This window comes from Actinoplanes subglobosus (assembly GCF_042650585.1).
GTDB classification, from domain to species: Bacteria; Actinomycetota; Actinomycetes; order Mycobacteriales; family Micromonosporaceae; genus Actinoplanes; species Actinoplanes subglobosus.
Genome location: NZ_JBHSBL010000014.1, coordinates 66,804 through 87,862, shown reverse-complemented (window position 1 = coordinate 87,862; position 21,059 = coordinate 66,804). Strand labels below are relative to the sequence as shown.

The window sequence follows — 21,059 nt, the reverse complement described above, 5'->3', positions numbered from 1 at the left end:
AGCGCTCTCTCCGTGGGGTAAGTCTGCCTTGTGGGCGCTTCAACCCCATTGTTTAGTTTTGTAGGCTTCTCAGTGGCCGATCAGAGCATGAACGGTCGCATCGCGCAACAGGGCAGCCCGGCGCACCCGGTCGACCTCACCACCGAGGAACGGCGTCGAGTTCATGAGACCGAACGCGGCGTGCGCGAGCACCCGTGCCTCCGGGGCGGGCAACTCGGGACGCACCCGGGACAGCACCGCCACCCACTCCTCGACATAGAGCCGCTGGAGCCGCCGGATCTGCCGGCGCGGATCCTCCGGCAACCGGTCCAACTCGTGCAGGTGCAGGGCGATCACCGCCGGGTTGGCCAACGCGAAGTCGACATGGAAGTCGATCAGATCGGCCAGCGCCGCCTGCGCGTCGTCGGGGTGCCGGGCGACACGCTCCTTGCCACCGGCCAGCAGGCCCTCGCTGACCGGGATCAGCGCGGCGACCAGCATCGCCTCCTTGCCGGCGAAGTGGTGATAGAGCGCTGGGCCGGTGACGCCGGCAGCCGAGCCGATGTCGTCCATCGACACGCCGTGGTAGCCGCGGGACGCGAACAGTCCCACCGCGATTTCCAGAATCTCGTCGCGGCGTGACCGCCGCCTCGGCGCCGGCGGGGTGGTCCGGTGCCGCTGATCTACCGTCGTCACCTCGCCACTGTAACCCCTCATCACCGCGACGCTTAACGGTCGTTCAGCCGATTTATGGCCTCGTCGTAAAGCCCGCTCGCCAGCTCACGGGTCGGAGCGTCCGGCCGCATCCGCTTCAACAGGGCACCGAGGATCCGCTCCGCCTCCTTCGGCGAACCCGATCGCAGCAGCGCCTCGGCGAGCATGCCCTCCACCCGGTCGGCGTCGTCGATCGCACCGATCTCACGCAGGCGTTCCGGCGCACCGTACAGGTGGGGAAGGGCTTCCGCATAGCGTCCGCGGCGCATCAGCAGGTTGCCGACCTCGAAGGCGAAGACCGACCGGCCCCAGATCACGCCCGCTTCCGCGGCCAGGTCGGCCGGCAACTCGGCATAACGCCGGGTGGCCAGCGCGATGACCTCCTCCGCCTCCGGCACCTCGTCGGCGTAGTTGAGCGCCATCAACCGGCGGCGCAACACGCGCAGCTCACCGACCAGGTCACCGGCCTCACGCAGCGACTCGGCCGCCGCCCGGAAGGTCAGTGCCGCCTCACTGTCCCGGTCCACGTCGTAGAGCAGCGAACCGGCCTGCTCGCCGACCTGACCCCGGCCCGCCGGATTGCCGGCCAGCTTCTCGATCAGCGCGTGGTAGATCTTCAGCGCCTGATCGGTGTCCTGCAGCTCCCGGTAGACCGCGGCCAGCAGGAAACGCGTGTCGGCGGCCGGCTCCTCGAAGCCCAGCCGGTCGAAACCGAGCAACGCCTCCTCCGCCACCTCGACCGCCTCCACCGGACGACCCGCCTGGTGATAGGCCTGCGCCAGCTCCTGACGGGCGAACAGGCCACCCTCGACCTGCCCAGCCTCGGCGCACAGGGCGACCGCCTCGACGAAGTCGCCGATCGCCTCCGCGGCCCGATCCAGCTGCATCAACGCCCGGCCCCGTTTCACCCGGGCAGGCAGCTGCGCGACCTCCAAACCGAATTCCAGCGGTACGCTGAGCGCCGTCACCGCCTCCTCCGGGTCGTCGGTGAGCTGGCCCAGAACCATGCCCGCCTCGGCGATCTCCCGGGCCGGGCCGTGCTCCCGATAGAAGGCCCACGCCGACCGGGCCGCCTCGATCGCCTCCTCGTCACGATCGGCCATCGACCGGTTCTGCGACCGGACCATCGCGTGATAGGCCATCCGCCGCTGGTCACCGGTCTCCGCCGCGACCCGGTCGGCGCGGTCGCCGGTGTCGTTCGCCTCCGCCAAGCGGTCCAGCAACCGGTAGACCTGCGACAACCGGACCAGCGCGCTCGCCAGACCCCCGGGATCGCCGTGCTCCTCCTGCACCGCCACGTCCGCCTCGATCACGGACAGAGCCTCCGCACCCGGCCCGCCGTCCCGTGACCGGTACAGCGCCAGTCGGGCACGCACCGCGCTCGCCCGGGCGACGTCACCGGCCGCGGTGAACAGATCGGCTGCCCGCTCCCACGCCGCAACCGTCTCGTCGACCGCGTCGTCCGGCAGCACGAAACCACGCAAGGTCCACAGACGGCCGGCCAGCACCGGGTCATCCGGATCCGGGTGCCGGGTGTCGTGAGCCGCCAGGACCGCGCGAAGGGCGTCACCCCGATCGTCCCGGTAGTACCGCTCCGCCAGATCGATCAGCTCGGCCGCCGTCGCGGTGTCGCTGACCTCGATCTCTTCCGGCTCCGGCGGCGTCGGCAGCGTCACCGTCACGGCCTTGACCGGCCGCGCGCTCGGAGACAACGACACGTCGATGCCGTACGGCTCGGCCGCCATCGTCCGGCGGACGATGTCACTCTGGTGGTCCGTGCCGTTACGGGCGTCGAACCGGGCCGCCAGGTCGGTCACGAACGTCTCCAGCTCGACGGCCAGCTCAGCGGCCGTCGAATCCGGGCGCCCGGCACGGCGGACCGGGGAGTCCCCGTGCCCGATCGCCACCAGCCGGCGCAGCAGCTGCACCGCGCTCGCCGCGAAGTTCATCCCCGCGGCCGGCGACGGCGCCCTGTCCAGCCAGTCGATGTGCCGCTGGAGAATCTCCAGGCCACGGTGCTCATTACCGGTCCGTGCACAGAACTCGATGTGATCGCCGATGCCCCACAGATCGGCCAGATTGTTCCTCTCGACCAGATAGGACCGCCGGTGCGCGTCGGCCGCCTCCGCCAGCCGGCCGGTCTTCAGGTAGACCACCATCAGCTCGCTGAGAATGCTCTGCGGCTGCTCGGTGCAGGACAGGTCACCGGCGAGCACCGGGGTCGCCAGCTCCACAGCCTCCTCGAAACGACCCTCGTCAGCCAGATGGTTCACCAGGCTCGTCGGGTCACAGCCGGCACAGTCCGACAACGGGTTGCGGGGCGCGGCCTGCCACTTGCGGAACCACTCCTCCGACTCCTCGATCAGCCCCACATGCTGAGCCACCAGGTAGCGGTGCTTGAAGACCGGCTGCAGGCCGTGACCGCTCTCCCGATAACGCCGCTCCATGTCGTCGAGCACCGCGTAGGTCCGCTCCAGCGGCAGCTCCGGGAACCTGGTCATCGAATGGACCATGTTCTTGAACAGCCACAGGAGGTTGTGCATCCAACGCTCGTGGTACGGACTCGGATTGCGGTCGAAGTCGGCCACACACCACGAGAACGTCGGGAACGCCCGCACCGGCTCGCCGCCGTAGATGTAGGCGGTCGTCGCGAACAGCCGGGCCGAGAACTTCAGCGACGCGTCATCGGTCGTGTCCACATGCCGGAGCAACTGGTCGACCATGGCGATCTGCGCGGCACCGTACGGCAGATCCTGCGCCTGGCCGAGCAGGTCCCACAGCTCCTGAGCGGTCTTCATCGGGTCTCCTCAGCGGGGACTGCCCTGTCCAGCAGACCCAGGAACGACGTCGTCAGCAGGGCCGCGTCGGACGGCCGGATCGGGTGGTGGCCCAGGAGCAGCGCCTGACCGTACAGCGACTCGACCGCCAGGCCGGACAGCTCGGCGTCACCGAGCGCCGCCACCCGGCGGACCAGGGGATTACGGTGGTTCAGCACCAGCTGCGGCCGGTCGGTCGGCACCGTCCGGGACAACGCGTCGAGCACGCCGCCCCACAGGTCGTCGGCCTGATCGCGGCTCGACGTGAACTCGTCGTGGAACGCCGCGGCCCGGCTCACCAGGTAGAGCGCCGGAGTCGTCACCGGGTCGAAGGCCCGCACCACGACCTCGCAGCCCAGCCTGTCCAGCCGGCGCTGGGCCGACGCCAGGAACGGCCGCATCTGCAGCTCGGCCTCGGCGTCCACAGTGGTGAAGCGGGTCGTCAGGTCGGTCGGGTCGAGCCGCTCCGCCCGCACCTCCGGATCGACGGCGGCCAGCCGCTGGATCAACTCGGCGTCATAGACGTAACCACCGTTGATCAAGCCCAGGTCCTGTGCCGCCGCGACACCCGCGAGCTGCCGGAACTCGTCGGCGGTGGCCGCATAGCGCAGAACACCGTGCCGGGCCCGGAACTCGGCCAGGGTCACCTCGCCCATGTTGGTCTGCATCGGGTACCACTGCTCGACCAGGCGCAACATCTCGTCGTCGTGCAGGGCCAGCGCTTTCACCCCGAGATGGTGGATGCTCAGGAACTCGCCGAGCCTGCGCGGGTCGGTCGCCGACAACCGCACCAGCCAGCCACGGAGCTGGTCGGCGATCGCCTCCCTCGTCTCGGCCAGCATGCCGTCGTCGTAGAGGGCCTCGCGGCTCGCGGTCGGACGCAGCTCGGTGCTGTCGACGACGCAGCGGGCGAAGAACGCCCACTCCGGCAGCAGGCCCTCGACGCTCTCGGACAGCAACATCCGCTTCAGGTAGACGCGGTGACCGCCACGGCTAGCCGGATTGACCGGGGTGGGCAGCACGAACGCGGCACCGGTGAGGCCGGCGGCGGGCACGTTGAGCTCGACCACGTCGAACGGGCGGAACCCGAGGGTCCGCTCGGCATAGCTCATGCGGGACTCGGTGGGCAGCTCCCACGGGACCGTGCCGGTGGTGACCTTACGGCCGTCGACCGACACCGTCACCGGTAGCAGAGAGCCGTAAGTCCGGGCCAGCTCGGTCACGGTCTCGCTGGTCAGATAGTGCTCGGCACCGCGGCGGGGCAGCAGGGTGACAGTGGTGCCCGGCTCGCGCTCGTCGCCGGGACGGACCGCGTAGCGCCCGTCGGAGAAACCGGTCCAGACCACCGGGGCGGCGCCCTCGCGGCGGGTATGCACCCGGATCTCGTCGGCGACCAGGAAACACGAGAGCAGGCCGATGCCGAACTGGCCGAGGAACTCGTGCCGGGCGAACCCCAGCTCGTCACGTTTCGAACTGCGGCCGATGGTGGCGAGCAGCTCGTGCACCTGGGTCTCGGTCAGGCCGATGCCGTTGTCGTCGATCCGCAGCGTGCCGTCGCCGGTGCTGTCGGACGAGACGACGGAGATCACGCCGGGATGCTCGGGGCCGACCGCGGTGATCGCGTCGACGGCGTTCTGCAGCAGCTCACGGACGTAGACGCGGGGGCTCGCGTAGAGGTGGTGGCTGAGCAGATCGACGATGCCCCGTAGGTCGACCTGAAACGTGTTGCTCACGCGCGGCACGGTACCGGTTGCCACCGACAAAATCCGACCGATATCACTCGGCGAGCCCCACGAAAGCCCTCCGACCGCGACGACCCCCGTCGGCCCGGTCCCCCGGGCCCGTCGGCCCGGTCCCCCGGCCGCGCCGTCGCGGCTCAGCGCCGGCCGGACCCCGACCGCTCAGGCGCCCGCCGGGCTCTTGGTCTCACGGCTGGCCAGCAGGAACGTGATCAGGACCAGAACCAACGCGATCGGCCAGACCTGTTGAGCCACCGCCCAGCCCTCGGGCCCCGGCATCACCCAGGGCGACGCCCGCTCGCTGAAGAACAGGCTCCCGACCAGCAGCATCCCCTGCACCGCCGGACCGACGACGGCACCGGTCGTCGTATCCCGATAGCGAGCCCCCACCGCCGCGCCCGCCATCGGCAGCAGCCCGCACACCGCCGCCTGAAGGATCACGAACCCCTCCGGCCAGACGATCTCCGGCCGGACCGCCTCCCGCACCCCCACGTAGATCAGCGCCCACACGAGCACCGCCGGCACCAGCGCCAACCCGGCCCGAAGCCACTGCCGCACCCACCGGCTCACCGGAGTGATCACAGTGGACGCCATCGGGTCGGGCAGCGCGAACCCGGCCCCGGCACCCAACACTCCCGCCGCCAGCCACAATCCGGACAGCACCGCCCAGTCCAACGGCTCCGCAGCCAGCACCGACACCTGCGCCAGCACCGCCAGGGCGATCGCCGCACCGAGCGGCCACCACGACACCGCCCGCGCCAGACGCGGCACAAGAAGCAGGACCATGGCCAGCGGCTCGCCCGTCACCGGCAGTCTGGCCGCTGCCGGCAGTCTGGCCGTCGCTGGCAGTTTGCCCTTTGTTGGCGGTTTGGCTTTTTTTGGCGGTTTGGCCGTCATCGACACATACCGCCTTCGGTGCGTTGCTCGCCCTGTGACTCGGCCGCGGGAAGCGCCGGCGGGTCGAGGGTCACACCGAGCCCGGACAGCGCGGTCGACGACGGGTCGAGCAAATCCGCCCAGTGCTCCGCCAGATAGTCGGCGACCTCGTCATATGGCCGATCCAGCAGGGCGGCGGCCGCATCCTGCTCGGCCTGCCCATACCGCACGCGGGGCAGACGGAGCTCTCCGCTGCGGACCTGCGCGGCACCGTCGGACAGGCTCTGCGCGGCACCGCCGGACAGGCTCTGCGCGGCACCGCCGGACAGGCTCTGCGCGAGAAGCCACAGCCCGGCGACCGTCCGATGCTGGCCGGTGGCATCACAGCCGTCGAGGAACAATCCGTCGGCATACAGATCCACCGACGCCACCACGTAGTCGCGACTCATCCTCAGCCGCGAATCCGCAGCCCAGCCGCCGACCCGGCCCCACGAGTCGGAGATGATGATCTCCGGGACACCGGGTGTCATCGGCTTCAGGTCGTAGGAGTTGCCGAACTGCCGCACCACTGGCCGGACAGCGTCGGCCGGCAGATGCGCCGCAACCGGCTCGACCGCCTCCCGCCACTGCTCGATCCAGCCCTCGAAGTGGGGCAACGCGCAATACCGGACCTGCTGATGTGTCTGGCAGGACAGGACCGCGGGACCGGTGTAGCGGTCGGCCAGTTCCATACTGATGACGCTGGGACTCTCCGCGGTCTGCCGCTCCACCGACAACCCGGCGCACACCAGAGCCCCGACCAGCACCGTCACCGAAGCCTTCGGCCAGGCCCGCCAGATGATCAGCGCGGCCAGTGCCACTAGCACTCCGAGCAGGTAGATCAGGTGCCACCCGGTCGGCCGGGGTGCCCCGATCTCCCACGACCGCTCCGGCACCGGCCACAGCGCCGAGGCATAGTTTCTCGGATAGTTGGGCAGGGCCAGCAGCGCGATCAGCACGGCACAGAAAGCGGTCGCGGTGAGCGGCCCGGCCGAGGCGTTGTGCAGGACGCGGCCCACCAGCACACCGATGACCGCCCCGATCGACGGGATGACCAGGACCACCGCGGGCGCCCAGGGGTCGAACTCGCCGACCGGCCAGGCAGGCAGCAGGATCAGTAGCTCGGCCAGGTAGACCAACGCGCCGGAGACGGCCGCGATCGGTATCACCACCAGCATCGCGACCCCTCGGCGGGCGGGACCGGCCGGCATGGTCCGGGTGCTCTCCTCGGCGCCGGCCCGCCGGTCGCGGCCGGTGGCCAGCTGGGTGGCGATCAGCAGGCCACAGGCCAGCACCAGGGAACTCATCCCCGAGTTTTCGGCGAGCGTCTCCCAGGTGGGCATCCTCGTCCAGCACCAGGCGACACCGAGGGCCGTCGCCAGCAGTGCCGAACCCCAGTAGAACGGGCTGTGCAGCAACCGTCTGGCCTCCACCCGGGCCAGCGCCGTCGTCGCCACCCGCGGGGCCGGCGCAGTGCGCCCGGGCCGATCCATGATGACGGTCATCGGGTCACCCCGGCGGTCACCGCGTTGCCGAGCAGCAGCAGATATCCGTCCTCGATGGACGGCCGGGCCGCCTCCGCCCCGTCTGGTTGCCGCCCGATCGTCCGGTAGAGGCCGTCGGCGTTCCGCCAATATGCCGCATTGTCCTCCGGCGGCTGCTCGGACAGCCACACCTGCCCCTCGGCAACCGCGGCCAGCTCGCGCGGGTTGCCCTCGAAGACCACGCGGCCGCCGCTCATCACCATGACCCGCTCGCACAGGGCGCCGACGTCCTCGGTCTGGTGGGTGGAGAGCAGCACGGTCCGCCGCTCGCCGAGCCGGGAGATCAGCGCACGGAACAGCATGCGCTGCTCCGGGTCGAGACCGACGGTCGGCTCGTCGAGGATCACCAACTCCGGATCGCCGAGCAGTGCCTGCGCGAGGCCGAGCCGCTGGCGCATGCCGCCGGACAGTCTGCGCACCTTGGTCTTGGCGCGATCGGCGAGCTCGACCTCCTCCAGGACCCGGCGCACCTCGGCTCTGCGCTGCCGGCCGTCGGTGATCTCCTTGAGCACGGCGACATAGTCGAGCAGGTCATACGCCGTGAAGTTGGGATAGAGACCAGGGTTTTGCGGGAGATAGCCGATCCGCCGTCGCACCTCGGTCCGCTGTGACGCCACGGCAGGGTCGAACCCGTGCACCCGGATCGTCCCGCTGTCGGGGGCCAGCGCGGTGGCCAGGCAGCGCAGCAGGGTGCTCTTGCCCGCGCCGTTCGGCCCCAGCAGACCGGTCACCCCGACGGTGATCTCCAGATCGACGGAGTCGAGCGCGATCGTCGCGCCGTAATGTTTGCCGAGGCTATGGACGGCGACGGTGGTCATCAGCTCTCCCCGAGGTCGAAGCGGCGGCGCCGCAGGATCAGAACAGCGGCGGCCAGTGCCGCGGCCAGCAGATAGGCGAGCTGCGCGGTCGGGCCGAACATCGATGCCACGATCAGCTCGCCGCTCGTGCCGGCGGCGGACAGCACGCCGGTGAGCCAGAGCCCACCGAGGACGCCGGCGGCGACCGGCAGTGACAGGAGCGTGGCCAGCGCGAGCGTCCCGGTGCAGAGCAGCAGGGCGGGCAGGAGCCAGGCCACCGCATACCACCCCGGGCCGGGCAGCAGGGCCGCGGCGACGGCCGCCATCACGACGGCGACGCCGATGACCGAGACGGCCCGCCACAGCACCAGGGCCGGGCCGGCCGCGGGAGTGGTGCCGGTGATCTCGTGCATCGGGTCGGCGGGCGGACCGTAGGCCCCGGAGACTGCGACCACCGGAAGGATCGGTGCCAGCACCAGGAAGGCGTGCCCGACCAGCTGAGTGCTGTCGGAACCGAGCCAGGCCGCGGCCACCGCGAGCGTCAGCACGGTGGCCGTCGCGAGCAGCCAGGACCAGCGGAGCGCGGGAGTCGCGGTGAGAAGGCGAAAACGGTGCTCGGGAAGCCCGGCACGGGCCAGGAGCCGCTGGACCGGGCCGATCCGCGGCGCGTGGATGTCGTCGAAGACGGCCGACCAGCTGTCGGCCAGCCAGGCCTCATCGGCCGGGATGAGGGCACGGCAGGGCGCGCAGGCCGACAAGTGCGCCTCCACTGCCATCAGCCGGCTGGGCTCGAGTACGCCGGACCCATACTGCGTGAGCAGACCTGGGTCGAGATGCCAGTCGGTGGTCATGTGAGCAGCTCCCTCAGCCGGGTCCGGGCGCGCATGAGACGGGTTTTCGCGGTGCCCTCGGGGATGCCGAGCAGTTTCGCCGCCTCGCGGACCGAGAGACCGTCGAGCGCGGTCGCCTCGATCAGCCGGCGCAGCTCGGGGGAGAGCCGGTCGAGGGCGGGGCCCAGAGCGCCGTGCTCGATGCCGAGCAGCACCAGCTCCTCGGCGGACGGGGTGGTGACGGTGTCGGGCAGCTCGTCGGCGGGCCCGCTCAGCCAGCGGTGGGCCGGCCCGCGCAGTGTCGAGAGCAGGCGCCGCACAGCGATGGTCCAGAGCCAGGCCGCCGCGTCGGCGGTCGTCTCCTCATACCGCTTCGCGTCTTTCCACACCGCGACGAACGTGTCCTGGATTGCCGCGTCGACCACGTCGGGGTCGGCGCAGCGCCGGCGGAGCCGGGCTCGGAGCCAGCCGGCATGGCGGTGGTGCAGCAGACGAAGTGCCGCGGTCTGGCCGGCAGCGATGGCATGCAGCAGCTCGACATCGCTGCTCTGCTCGCTGACCGGGGGAATCGGTCGCTGTCTTCTCCGTCGCACATCTGGACTATCGCCGACGGTCCCGGTTTTGGTTCACGCAGAACGGCGCCGCCTGTGGAAGGCGGCGCCGTCATGGACGAGGGGTCAGCTGAGCCCCCCGGGCTCCGGTCCCTTGGCGATCGGTGCGCGGACCAGATTGCCCCACTCCGTCCATGATCCGTCGTAGTTACGGACCTGTGGATAACCGAGCAGGTGGCGGAGGACGAACCAGGTGTGGCTGGACCGCTCACCGATCCGGCAGTAGGCGATGATGTCGTCCGCCGACTCCAGGCCCAGCTCGTCGCGGTAGATCTTGATCAGCTCGTCGTGTGGTTTGAACGACCCGTCCTCGTTGGCCGCCGACTTCCACGGCTTGCTCACCGCACCGGGGATGTGCCCGCCGCGCAGCGCGCCCTCCTGTGGATAAGCCTCCATGTGAGTGAGCTCACCGGTGTACTCCTGGGGCGAGCGCACGTCGACGAGCGGCCGTCCGCTGGAGATGTGGCCCATCACCTGGTCACGGAAGGCCCGGATCTCGGCGTCGTTGCGGACCGGGGCGGGGTAGTCGGCAGCCGGGCGGACCGTCTTGTCCCTGGTCAGGGCACGCCCTTCGGCCGCCCACTTCTGCCGGCCGCCGTCTAGCAGCCGCACGTCACGGTGGCCGAAGAGGCTGAAGACCCACAGCGCGTACGCCGCCCACCAGTTGAAGTTGTCGCCGTAGAAGACGATCGTGTCGTCGCGGCCGATGCCCTTGGCCGCACACAGCTCCGCGAACGTCGCCGGGTCGAGGTAATCCCGCGTGACCTGATCGTTCAGCTCCAGGTGCCAGTCCACCTTCACCGCACCGGGGATGTGACCGGTGTCGTAGAGCAGCACGTCCTCGTCCGATTCGACGACGACCAGCCCGGGAGTGTCCAGATTCGCGGCGAGCCACTCGGTGGTGACCAATTTGTCAGGATGCGCATACGCCTGAAGCGCCTGCGCCGGATCGTTCGGAACGGACATGCCTGTCACGCTAGCGCCTGTTCAGGGGGATAACCGGATGTCCTGCCCGGCGGCTGTGCCTAAGCTCGGTTTCCATGTTGCTTCGGATGTCCACCTTGCTGCTCAAGACTCTGCGCGAGGAGCCGGCGGACGCGGAGGTGCCGAGTCACCGCCTCCTCGTGCGCGCCGGGTTCGTCCGCCGCGCCGCGCCGGGCGGCTACACCTGGCTACCGCTCGGCAAGCTGGTCCTCGACCGGGTCGTCGCTATCGTGCAGGAGGAGATGTTCGCGGCCGGCGGGCAGGAGATCTCCTTCCCCGCGCTGCTGCCGCGCGAGCCCTACGAGACGAGCGGCCGCTGGACGGAGTACGGCGATGACATCTTCACGCTGAAGGACCGCCGCGGCGCGGACCACCTGCTCGCACCGACACACGAGGAGATGGTCACCCTGCTCGTGCAGGACATGACCGGGTCCTATCGGGACTTTCCGCTGGTCCTCTTCCAGATCCAGACCAAGTTCCGCGACGAGGCACGGCCGCGGGGCGGCCTGCTGCGCGGCCGCGAGTTCCTGATGAAGGACGCCTACTCCTTCGACCTCACCGATACCGGTCTGATCGAGGCGTACGACCGGATGCGAGCCGCCTACCAGCGGATCTTCACCCGGCTCGGCCTGGAGCACACGATCGTCTCGGCCGTGTCCGGGGCGATGGGCGGCTCGGCGTCCGAGGAGTTCCTGGCGTCCGCCGAGGTCGGCGAGGACACCTACGTCGGTTGCACGGCCTGTGACTACGCCGCCAACACCGAGGCCGTGACCACCCCGGCCCCGCCCGCGCGTGAGGTGACCGCGCCCCCGCTGGCGGTGCACGACACACCCGAGACCCCCACCATCGCCTCGCTCGTCGACCTGGCCAACGATCGGGCGATCGCCGGCCGGACCGACTGGACCGCCGCCGACACTCTGAAGAACGTGGTGGTCACCGTCCAGCATCCGGGCCGCGAGCCGGAGCTCCTGGCGATCGGTCTACCCGGCGACCGCGAGGTCGACCTCAAACGGCTCAACGCGGCGCTCGCGCCGGCGACTGCGGTCCTCTTCGACGGTTTCGACTCCCGGCCCGACCTGGTGAAGGGCTACATCGGACCGCAGGACATCAAGATCCGATACCTGGCCGATCCCCGCGTCGCGCCCGGCACGGCCTGGCTGACCGGCGCCAACGAGCCCGGCCGGCACGCCACCGACGTGGTCTGCGGCCGCGACTTCACCCCCGACGGCACGATCGAGGCGGCCGGGGTCCGGCCCGGCGACACCTGCCCGGCCTGCGGCGACGGCAGTCTCACGATGCGCCGCGGCATCGAGATCGGGCACATCTTCCAGCTGGGCCGGCGCTACACCGACGCGTTCAAGGTCGACGTGCTCGGCCCCGATGGCAAACCCTCCCGGCCGACGATGGGCTGCTACGGCATCGGGCTGTCCCGGGCGGTCGCGGCCGTCGCCGAGCAGCACCACGACGATCGCGGGCTCACCTGGCCGGCGGCGATCGCCCCGGCTGACGTGCACGTCGTCGCGGCCGGCAAGGACGGCCAGGTCGAAGCGGCACTCACCCTCGCCGGGACGCTGTCGCGGGCCGGATTGCGGGTCCTCGTCGACGACCGGCCCAACGTCTCGGCGGGCGTCAAATTCACCGACGCCGAGCTCATCGGCATCTCCCGGTGCGTCGTGGTCGGCCGCCGTCTTTCCGAGGGGTACGTGGAGATCCGCGACCGCCGCACGCAGGATCGCAAGGAGGTGCCCCTGGTGGACGTGGCCGGTGTAATCGCGGCGGAGCTCGGGTAACCCCGATGAGGCAGCGGCGGTGGAGGAGCAGAGCAATGGTCAGGCTGGTCGCGGACGCGATGACCCGGCGGGTCGTCTACCTTCCCGAGGACACCACGCTCGACGAGGCCGCTCAGGTGATGAGTGACCAGGGCATCGGCGATGTGGTCGTGACCGAGGGCCCCACGATGGCCGGCATAGTCACCGACCGGGACATCGTGGTCCGGGCGATAGCGCAGAAGCTGTCCCCGGCCACCACGACATTGGGCGCGATCGCCACCCGTGAGCTGCTGATGATCGAGCAGAGCGCGACGGTCGACGAGGCGGTGCACGCGATGCGCGACCGAGGGGTCCGGCGCCTGCTCGTCTGCGACGCCGACCGCAAGTTGGTGGGCATCCTCAGCCTCAGCGACATAGCCCTGCTGCCGGCATCCTCGGCCGCGGCCTGACCCGTGCCGCCCTGATCAGCAGGCTCGCCGGACGGACGGCTTCGCTGATCAGGGCACGGGGATACGGCGGGCTCGCTGATCAGGACGCGGGAATGCGGCGGGCTCGCTGATCAGGACGCGGGAGTGCGGCGGGCTCGCTGGTCAGGACGCGGGAATGCGGCGGGTGAGGTAGCGCACGGCGGGCGGTTCGGTGATCGGCGCGTAGGGTCGATGGCGTGAGTGACATGCCGCCGAAGCTGGCCGAGATCGTCGACGAGTTCGCGACCGCTCCTCGTGACGTCGTGCTCGAGATGCTGCTGGAGTTCGCCGACGCGATGCCCCCGCTCCCCGCCGATCTGGCCGATCACGAGGGCATGGAGCAGGTCCCGGAGTGCCAGACCCAGTTCTTCCTGAAAGCGACGGTTCAGCCCGACGGCGGTGTGGTGACGCTCTTCGACTGCCCGCCCGAGGCCCCGACAACGCGCGCGTTCGCCGGCATTCTGGCTGAGGGCCTGTCCGGTGCGACGGCGGCGGAGGTTCTGGCCGTACCAGATGATCTTTATTCTCGGATGGGTCTTGCCCAGGCGATCAGCCCGCTGCGGGTGCGTGGCGGCACGGCGATCCTGGGTCGCCTCAAGCGCCAGGTCGCCGAGCAGACGAGCTCTCTCGAGGCGGAGTGACGTGGATATCCAGGTCTGGTCCGACGTCATCTGCCCGTGGTGCTACATCGGCAAGGCTCGCCTGGAGAAGGCGCTGGCCGCTTTCGGAGGCGAGGTGACGGTCACCTATCGGGCCTATCAGCTGAACGCCGCACCGGTGCCGCAACCGCTGCCGATCAAGCAGGTGATGGCGGAGAAGTTCGGTGGGCCGGAGCGCGGCGAGGAGATGCTCGCGCGGGTGACCGCGATGGCCGCGAGTGAAGGCCTGACGATCGACTTCGACCGGGCACTGGCCGCCAACACCTTCGCGGCGCACCGGTTGATCGCGTGGGCGGCAATGCAGGATCGGCAGGCCGACATGCTGGACGCGCTGCAGCGCGCACACTTCACCGACGGTATCGACATCGGCTCCCTGCCCGCGATCGCTGACGTCGCCGGCTCGATCGGGCTCGACCCGGCCACCGCGCTGACCCACCTGGAGTCGCAGGCCGGCACCACCGCCGTGAACACCGACATCGAGGAGGCTCGCGCTCTCGGGATCAGCAGCGTCCCGACGTTCGTGATCGACGGTAAGTACGCCCTGACCGGCGCGCACGACACCGGCACGCTGCTCTCCGCGTTCGACGAGATCACCCGACGGGAGAGCACCAACGCCGGTCTATGACGTTTCACGTGAAACGACATAGATGACCGTCAAATGGCAGTGGGGGCGAGGCGCGCGAGGCCATCGATGACCTGGGCATCCGGAAGTGCACCGAGAGCCGGTCCGGCGATGGCGATTTTGCTGTGCCGCACGCCGGACCCGATGATCACATGCGGGGTGGCCACGACACGGGAGTCGACCAGGATCGGCCAGCCGGCGGGAAGCCCGATCGGGGTGATACCGCCATACTCCATACCGGTCAGCGACACCGCGTCGTCCATCGACGCGAAGCTGGCTTTACGCACGTCGAGGTGACGACGGACCACGCCGTTCACGTCGGCCCGCGTGGTGGCGAGGATGATGCACGCCGCGTACCTGGTGACCCCGCCACGACTACCGGACACGATGACGCAGTTGGCGGACTCGGCCAGGCTCACTCCATACGCCTCACAGAAAGCCGCGGTGTCGGCGAGGCCGGCATCGATCGGCGCCACCAGCACCTGATCGGCGTCGATGGGGCCCTCAGGCGACCACACCGCCAAGGCCTTGGCCACCGGCGGCGCGAGCAGGTCCGGGCGAGACTGGGCGGGTTCGGTCTGGAGGCTTCCCATCATCAAGCCATCCTCGCCCAAGCCGACGATCACGGCACATCGGGATGCCCACCGGCGGTCCCGGCGAGGCCCGCAAGAGGTACAACAGAGCCCACCGGACAGTAGTCCTCAAATGCACCAGACGCAGCCGAATCGGCACCCGTGAACACGCCTTCGGCCGGAAAGAACGGGAAAGTACTCAGATTCGGCCCGATCATGCCGACCGTCAGGGGTTGTGGAGGATCGTCGGCAAGCACGCGTAGGGACCGTCAGCGGTCTCGCGTTGATGACCGGTGCCACCGCACTGGTCGCGGTCTCCGGCGGCCATCATTCGGTCTTCGCTGTCCTGCTGCTCGGGCTGCTGGCCCTGGTGATGGCACACGCTCTCGTCGTCGAGATCCAGCGCCAGGCCCGTCGCCGCTCGCAAATCACCTGGTACCGCACCGACACCGTCAACACGGTCCTGCTCGGATGCTGGGCGGTGATCGCGGGCGCCACCACCACGTCGCCCTTCCTGGCCCTGCCCGTGCGTGCCATCGGCGCCCTGCTGGCCGCCGGCTACACCGCCGCCTGCCTCTATTTCGTCATGGAACGCCGCCGCGCCGTCGCGTCAGCGCCCCGGCCGGCACCCGCGCCGGCCGTCGACTCCAGGGACCCGCTGGCGGACTCGACACCGTCGGCCTGACCGGCCAGGGTCGGGAGCACCACCATCAGCGGCGGCACCGGCACACCGCTGGTCTCGATCGGCAGCTCGGGCACCGGCAGCCAGTCAACCCCGAGTTGCTCCGGGCCGAACCCGTCATCACGCCCGACGCGCGGCTCCCCGTCCGCGACGGTGACCGCGAAAACCGATGTCATGCCCGACGGGTAGGGCATCTCGAGCACGTAGCGGGCGTCGCTGACGACGAGGCCGGTCTCCTCGAACACCTCGCGCCGCAAGGCCTCCTCGGCCGTCTCACCGGGGCGCAGGCCGCCGCCCGGAAGGGTCCACCACTCGCCGCCACCGGATCGCCGGCTGCGCTCGTGCACCATCAGCACACGACCGTCTCGCACGATCACGGCAGCGGCCCGTCTTCGTTCATCCACGACATGCAGGCTAACCGGATGAACTGTGCCGCGCAGGGTTCCTTCATTCCTCTGTGGATAACCCGGCACATTCCGAGAACGGTCAAATGGGCATCTATGCCTGCGGAACGGTGACCAGCAGATACGTATTCGTCTTCATCAGCTGCTCGGTGAGCTCGACTCCGGTGCGGGCGGCGATGAAGGTGAGCGCCGGCACGGTCGGCTCAGCCGGCCCCGCACCACCGATCAGGCCCGCTGCCAGCAGATCTGGACGCAGTTCGTCGACGCTGCGGCCGGTGATCCGGTCCGGTGCCGAGGTGTCGAGATCGAGTGCGAGATCTCCGTCACGGAAGTCCAGCAGACGGCCGGGAGCACCGCCTCCACCCCGGTAGACGATGACCTCACCGCCGTCAGCCGACAGGGGCTGCACGATCTGCGGTGTAACGCCGAGGGTGCCGTTGTCCTCCACGATGATCGACCAGTTCTTGTTCCGCGCGATCGCGATGAAGTACCGGCTCCGGACACCCACCTCGCCGTCGCCGGGCCCGATGACCCGCGGCCACTCGATGCGCTCCAGCTCGTCACCGCCCAGCCTCTCGATGAGGTCGTACGGCTTGATGCCCCGCACCAGCGTGAAACAGAACCCACTGGTGAGATCTGCACTCCGTGCCGGCCAGCTGTAGTCAGGGGCAGCGGAAGCAGATGGCATCGGCTCGGCAGCCCCGGGCGAACCACACCCGGCGACAGAGGCGAGAGACAGCAGGAGCAGGACCGACCGGCGTTTCACCTGCCTAGTAGATCAAAGATCGAAGGTCCGTAACGTCCCCGTCATGGTTGACGCCACTCGGCCGAGCGTCGAACATCCGGTCCCGATGCAGTTTCGAAACCCAGAAAGAGACGGCCATCACATCGCGGACCGATCCGCCAGGAGGCGAAGAAAGAAGAACTTGTGGAGCCCAGGGGACTCGAACCCCTAACCCCCGCCTTGCAAAGGCGGTGCTCTGCCAGTTGAGCTAGGGCCCCGTGACCCGCACTATCGCAGGTCGGGAGCGGTGGTCGCCTCGTGCCACAGGGCACGCTCGTCGCTGGAGGCCTTGACCTTCTTGACCACCAGGGCCGCCACACCGACGACACCGGCAATGATGAGGAGCTTCTTCAACACTGAACCGCCACCCCTTAAGCATCCAGCCAGACGAGACTAACCCCGTACAACAGTAGATTGCTCTAACGGTTAGCGAAACGCTCACCGCAATCACCGTGACGCGGGGTCTGGGAGCTCGGCCCCCAGGTTAGCCAAAACGACGAGTGACCCCGGCTCGCGCAATCCGCGAACAGAGGCCACCCGGTCATCTCGTGGGGCTAGATGGAATCGAACCATCGACCTCAGAGTTATCAGCTCTGCGCTCTAACCGACTGAGCTATAGCCCCTCACCTGCGAACAGAACGTTACCGCATCGGGTTGCGGGTCTCCAAAGCGGGGGTACCCGCAACCCGACGGCGGTTCGTCAATCGCGTTCGGCCAGCGTGAGCTCGATGCCACCGACCAGGTCGGCGCAAACGTTGTAGATGAACGCGCCCAGAGTGGCCAGCGCGGTGAACAGCACCACGTTGACCGCACCGATGAGCATCGACGTGCCGATGACGCCCCAGGCGGTGATCTGGAAGGCACTGGTGGTGCCGCCCTCGGCGCCGCCACTGGCAGTGACCAGCTCCTGCAGGTTGCCGTTGACCGAGCCCCAGACGCCCATCGTGTCGAGAGCGAGGTAGAGCACCGACGTCGCCACGACCACCACGATGAAGAGCACGATCGACACGGCGAACGAGAACTTCATCACCGACCACGGGTCGATCCGCTTCAGGTTCAGCCGGGCGCGACGGGGTCCTCGCGCGGCGGCCGACGACACCGTGGAGCGGGCGGACCGCACGGCCTCGGAGACACGGGCCGCTCCGACCGCCGCCGCTCCGCCTGCCGCCGGTGGCGTCACCGATCCGGTGCGCTGCTTCGCAGCTCCGGGAGCGGACGCCTGCGGTGCCGGCGGGGTGGTGGGCCGCGGCGGCGTCCCCGGGGTCGAGGCGGGAGCAGTGACGGGGGTACGACCAGAGGTCGTCCCCGGAGCCGCTCCCTTGCCCTTGGTGACGACCGGCACCGACGCCGAACCCTTCACCGGTGGCTGCGCGGCTGGGCGTTTGGCGTCGCCGCCGTCGGTGTTGCCGGCGGCCGGTTCACCGGGCGGCGGGGCCATACCCGGCGCCCTGGTGAACTTCGGCGGGGACGGGGCATCGGCGGGGACAGAGGCACGCCCTGTGGTCTCGCGACCGGCCGGTGCGGCAGCGTCTTTCTTCGCCGCATCGTCCGGAGTCGCTGAGGTCCCGGGGCCCCCCGACTTCGCCTGTGTCTCCGGCATCAACTAGTCCTGTTCGTCAGGCTCGTCGGCATTGCGAGCAAGCGCCACGATGGTTACACCTTCTGGGAGGTCCATCAGCTTGACCCCCATTGTGTTCCGATCCCGTGTGCGCCGTACAGGCTTCACGGGAGTCCGGATGACACCACCATTGCTGGTGATGGCAAACAGTTCATCCTCCGGGCTGATCACCAGAGCGCCGACAAGTCCACCACGTCGCTCGGTGATCTTGGCGGTCAGTACCCCCTTACCGCCACGCCCCTGCACCGGATACTCCTCGATGGGCGTGCGCTTCGCATACCCACCATCGGTGGCGACCAACACATCCATGTCCGGCTGGACCACTTCCATGGCCAGCAGTTCGTCGTTGTCACCGAAGCGCATGCCGATGACACCCGACGTCGCGCGGCCCATCGGGCGAAGCGCCTCGTCGGTGGCGTTGAAGCGGATGGCCTGGGCTTTCTTGGACACGAGAAGGAGATCGTCCTCCGGAGCCACCAGCGCCGCGCCCACCAATTCGTCATCCTCCCGCAGGTTGATGGCGATGATGCCACCGCTGCGGTTGGAGTCAAATTCCTCCAGGCGGGTCTTCTTCACGAGCCCATTCTTAGTGGCGAGCACAAGGTAGGGCGCGACCTCGTAGTTCGGGATCTGGATGACCTGCGCGATGTGCTCGTCGGGCTGGAAGGCGAGCAAGTTCGCGACATGCTGTCCCTTCGCCACGCGGCTCGCTTCGGGCAGTTCGTAGGCCTTTGCCCGGTAGACGCGGCCCTTGTTCGTGAAGAACAGCATCCAGTCGTGTGTCGAGATGACGAAGAAGTGCGACACGATGTCGTCCTGTCGCAGCGTCGCGCCGCTCACGCCCTTGCCGCCACGCCTCTGCGACCGGTACAGATCGGTCTTCGTCCGCTTGGCGTAACCGGTTCGTGTGATGGTCACCACAACGTCCTCCCGGGCGATGAGGTCCTCCATGGAGACCTCGCCGTCGAACGGGATGATCTGGGTGCGCCGCTCGTCGCCGAACTTGGCGACGATCTCGGCCAACTCCTCCGAGATGATCGCCCGCTGTCGTTCCGGCTTCGCCAGGATGTCCTTGAAGTCGGCGATCTCGAGCTCGATCTTCGCCAGCTCGTCGACGATCCGCTGTCGCTCCAGGGCGGCCAACCGGCGCAGCTGCATGTCGAGGATCGCGGTCGCCTGGACCTCGTCGACGTCGAGCAGCTGCATCAGACCCTGACGCGAGTCCTCCACCGTCGGCGAGCGCCGGATCAGGGCGATGACCTCGTCGAGCATGTCCAGCGCCTTGGCCAGACCACGCAGGATGTGGGCCCGCTCCTCGGCCTTGCGCAGCCGGTATGCGGTCCGGCGCTGGATGACCTCGATCTGGTGCTCGACGTAGTAGCGGATGAACTGCGCCAGGTTGAGCGTGCGCGGCACCCCGTCGACGATCGCCAGCATGTTGGCGCCGAACGTCTCCTGCAGCTGGGTGTGCTTGTAGAGGTTGTTCAGCACCACCTTGGCGACTGCGTCGCGCTTCAGAACCAGGATCAACCGCATGCCGGTACGGCCGGACGACTCGTCCCGGATGTCGGCGATGCCGGTGAGCTTGCCTTCCTTGACCAGCTCGGCGATGCGCTCGGCGAGGTTGTCCGGGTTCACCTGGTACGGCAGCTCGGTCACCACGAGACATGGCCGGCCCCGGGTGTCCTCCTCGACCTCGACCACCGCGCGCATCCGGATCGACCCACGGCCGGTCCGGTACGCGTCGTTGATCGCCGACTGGCCGACGATCAGGCCCTTGGTCGGGAAGTCCGGACCCTTGACCAGCTCGATCATCGCTTCGAGCGCGGTGGCCTCGTCCGACTCGGGGTTGTCGAGCTGCCACTGGACGGCGCTGGCGATCTCGCCCAGGTTGTGCGGCGGGATCTTGGTGGCCATCCCGACCGCGATGCCCTCGGAACCGTTGACCAGCAGGTTCGGGAACCGGGCCGGCAGGATCGTCGGCTCCTTGGTACGCCCGTCGTAGTTGTCCTGCATGTCGACGGTGTCCTCGTCGATGTCCCGCAGCATCTCCATCGCCAGCGGGGACAGCTTCGCCTCGGTGTAGCGCATGGCCGCGGGCGGGTCGTTACCCGGCGAGCCGAAGTTGCCGTTGCTGTCGATCAGCGGGTAACGCAACGACCAGCGCTGCCCCATTCGCACCAGGGCGTCGTAGATCGACGAGTCGCCGTGCGGGTGGTAGTTGCCCATCACGTCGCCGACGATGCGGGCGCACTTGACGTAACCGCGGTCGGGACGGAAGCCGGCGTCGTACATCGCGTAGAGGATCTTGCGGTGCACCGGCTTCAGGCCGTCCCGGACGTCGGGGAGCGCGCGGCCGACGATGACGCTCATCGCGTAGTCGAGGTACGACCGCTGCATCTCGACCTCGAGGCCGACCGGCTCGATGCGCTGTGTCACGCTGCCGCCGGTATCGGCCGGGGTCTCGTCGTCGCCGGGGGGCTCGGGAGTGTCAGTCACTTTTAACCCTTACTCAAGGTGATGCCGGGCAAATGCTGCCGAAACTGGCATAAG

21 protein-coding genes and 2 tRNA genes are annotated in these 21,059 nt (G+C 69.1%); 5 read left to right on the top strand and 18 right to left on the bottom strand.

The genetic code is table 11. The features are described 5' to 3' along the window. Positions 1-69 precede the first annotated feature (69 nt). The 9 genes from ACFO0C_RS13965 to ACFO0C_RS13925 form a co-directional block, all read right to left on the bottom strand. Positions 70-696 carry a TetR/AcrR family transcriptional regulator gene (locus tag ACFO0C_RS13965; RefSeq protein ID WP_378067020.1) on the bottom strand — a complete coding sequence of 209 codons (627 nt, stop codon included), beginning with the start codon at positions 694-696 and terminating at the stop codon, positions 70-72. Between the two features lie 11 nt (positions 697-707). Continuing rightward, a complete protein-coding gene (locus ACFO0C_RS13960) occupies positions 708-3,491 on the bottom strand; it encodes a tetratricopeptide repeat protein (RefSeq protein ID WP_378067019.1) in 2,784 nt (927 codons plus the stop codon). After that, positions 3,488-5,242, bottom strand: coding sequence for an HSP90 family protein (locus tag ACFO0C_RS13955; protein WP_378067018.1), 1,755 nt, complete (start codon positions 5,240-5,242; stop codon positions 3,488-3,490). The genes ACFO0C_RS13960 and ACFO0C_RS13955 overlap by 4 nt, the downstream gene beginning before the upstream one ends. A gap of 168 nt (positions 5,243-5,410) precedes the next feature. Continuing rightward, positions 5,411-6,034: a hypothetical protein gene (locus ACFO0C_RS13950; protein WP_378067017.1), complete on the bottom strand. Its 624-nt coding sequence runs from the start codon at positions 6,032-6,034 to the stop codon at positions 5,411-5,413. 107 nt (positions 6,035-6,141) lie between these two features. Beyond that, positions 6,142-7,668 (bottom strand): hypothetical protein, encoded by a 1,527-nt coding sequence (locus ACFO0C_RS13945; protein WP_378067016.1) that lies wholly within the window; start codon positions 7,666-7,668, stop codon positions 6,142-6,144. Continuing rightward, positions 7,665-8,525 (bottom strand): ABC transporter ATP-binding protein, encoded by an 861-nt coding sequence (locus ACFO0C_RS13940; protein WP_378067015.1) that lies wholly within the window; start codon positions 8,523-8,525, stop codon positions 7,665-7,667. The genes ACFO0C_RS13945 and ACFO0C_RS13940 overlap by 4 nt, the downstream gene beginning before the upstream one ends. Next, positions 8,525-9,355, bottom strand: a complete 831-nt coding sequence (locus ACFO0C_RS13935) for a zf-HC2 domain-containing protein (protein ID WP_378067014.1) — start codon at positions 9,353-9,355, stop codon at positions 8,525-8,527. Before ACFO0C_RS13935 ends, ACFO0C_RS13940 begins: the two co-directional genes overlap by 1 nt. Further along, positions 9,352-9,927 (bottom strand): RNA polymerase sigma factor, encoded by a 576-nt coding sequence (locus ACFO0C_RS13930; RefSeq protein ID WP_378067013.1) that lies wholly within the window; start codon positions 9,925-9,927, stop codon positions 9,352-9,354. Before ACFO0C_RS13930 ends, ACFO0C_RS13935 begins: the two co-directional genes overlap by 4 nt. Positions 9,928-10,011: 84 nt before the next feature. Then, a complete protein-coding gene (locus ACFO0C_RS13925; RefSeq protein WP_378067012.1) occupies positions 10,012-10,911 on the bottom strand; it encodes a sulfurtransferase in 900 nt (299 codons plus the stop codon). 74 nt (positions 10,912-10,985) lie between these two features. On the opposite strand from ACFO0C_RS13925, the gene ACFO0C_RS13920 reads away from it, so the two are divergent. From ACFO0C_RS13920 to ACFO0C_RS13905, 4 genes are all read left to right on the top strand, one after another. Beyond that, the gene (locus tag ACFO0C_RS13920) at positions 10,986-12,719 is read left to right on the top strand and encodes a proline--tRNA ligase (protein ID WP_378067011.1); all 1,734 of its coding nucleotides are present in this window, start codon (positions 10,986-10,988) and stop codon (positions 12,717-12,719) included. A 35-nt stretch (positions 12,720-12,754) separates the two neighbouring features. Continuing rightward, complete coding sequence (locus ACFO0C_RS13915; RefSeq protein WP_378067010.1) at positions 12,755-13,147, top strand: CBS domain-containing protein; 393 nt, start codon at positions 12,755-12,757, stop codon at positions 13,145-13,147. Between the two features lie 215 nt (positions 13,148-13,362). After that, complete coding sequence (locus ACFO0C_RS13910; protein WP_378067009.1) at positions 13,363-13,806, top strand: SufE family protein; 444 nt, start codon at positions 13,363-13,365, stop codon at positions 13,804-13,806. A gap of 1 nt (position 13,807) precedes the next feature. Then, positions 13,808-14,449: a DsbA family oxidoreductase gene (locus tag ACFO0C_RS13905; RefSeq protein ID WP_378067008.1), complete on the top strand. Its 642-nt coding sequence runs from the start codon at positions 13,808-13,810 to the stop codon at positions 14,447-14,449. 29 nt (positions 14,450-14,478) lie between these two features. Here the strand turns inward: ACFO0C_RS13905 and ACFO0C_RS13900 are convergent, their stop codons facing one another. Then, the gene (locus tag ACFO0C_RS13900; RefSeq protein WP_378067139.1) at positions 14,479-15,039 is read right to left on the bottom strand and encodes a YbaK/EbsC family protein; all 561 of its coding nucleotides are present in this window, start codon (positions 15,037-15,039) and stop codon (positions 14,479-14,481) included. Positions 15,040-15,068: 29 nt separating this feature from the next. Continuing rightward, complete coding sequence (locus ACFO0C_RS13895) at positions 15,069-15,275, bottom strand: hypothetical protein (protein WP_378067007.1); 207 nt, start codon at positions 15,273-15,275, stop codon at positions 15,069-15,071. 29 nt (positions 15,276-15,304) lie between these two features. Here ACFO0C_RS13895 and ACFO0C_RS13890 point away from each other — a divergent pair, with 29 nt between their 5' ends. Beyond that, the gene (locus ACFO0C_RS13890; RefSeq protein ID WP_378067006.1) at positions 15,305-15,703 is read left to right on the top strand and encodes a hypothetical protein; all 399 of its coding nucleotides are present in this window, start codon (positions 15,305-15,307) and stop codon (positions 15,701-15,703) included. On the opposite strand, the gene ACFO0C_RS13885 is transcribed toward ACFO0C_RS13890, so the two are convergent. From ACFO0C_RS13885 to gyrA, 7 genes are all read right to left on the bottom strand, one after another. After that, positions 15,595-16,104, bottom strand: coding sequence for an NUDIX domain-containing protein (locus ACFO0C_RS13885; RefSeq protein ID WP_378067005.1), 510 nt, complete (start codon positions 16,102-16,104; stop codon positions 15,595-15,597). The two genes, ACFO0C_RS13890 and ACFO0C_RS13885, sit on opposite strands and share 109 nt — an antisense overlap. A gap of 94 nt (positions 16,105-16,198) precedes the next feature. After that, complete coding sequence (locus tag ACFO0C_RS13880) at positions 16,199-16,792, bottom strand: DUF6461 domain-containing protein (protein WP_378067004.1); 594 nt, start codon at positions 16,790-16,792, stop codon at positions 16,199-16,201. 241 nt (positions 16,793-17,033) lie between these two features. Then, positions 17,034-17,106, bottom strand: a tRNA-Ala gene (locus ACFO0C_RS13875). A gap of 10 nt (positions 17,107-17,116) precedes the next feature. Continuing rightward, positions 17,117-17,245, bottom strand: coding sequence for a DLW-39 family protein (locus ACFO0C_RS13870; RefSeq protein ID WP_211304171.1), 129 nt, complete (start codon positions 17,243-17,245; stop codon positions 17,117-17,119). Positions 17,246-17,437: 192 nt separating this feature from the next. Next, positions 17,438-17,511 (bottom strand) — tRNA-Ile (locus ACFO0C_RS13865). A 77-nt stretch (positions 17,512-17,588) separates the two neighbouring features. Then, positions 17,589-18,488 (bottom strand): DUF3566 domain-containing protein, encoded by a 900-nt coding sequence (locus ACFO0C_RS13860; RefSeq protein WP_378067003.1) that lies wholly within the window; start codon positions 18,486-18,488, stop codon positions 17,589-17,591. 3 nt (positions 18,489-18,491) lie between these two features. Beyond that, positions 18,492-21,005 carry a DNA gyrase subunit A gene (gene gyrA, locus ACFO0C_RS13855; protein ID WP_378067002.1) on the bottom strand — a complete coding sequence of 838 codons (2,514 nt, stop codon included), beginning with the start codon at positions 21,003-21,005 and terminating at the stop codon, positions 18,492-18,494. Positions 21,006-21,059: the final 54 nt, after the last annotated feature.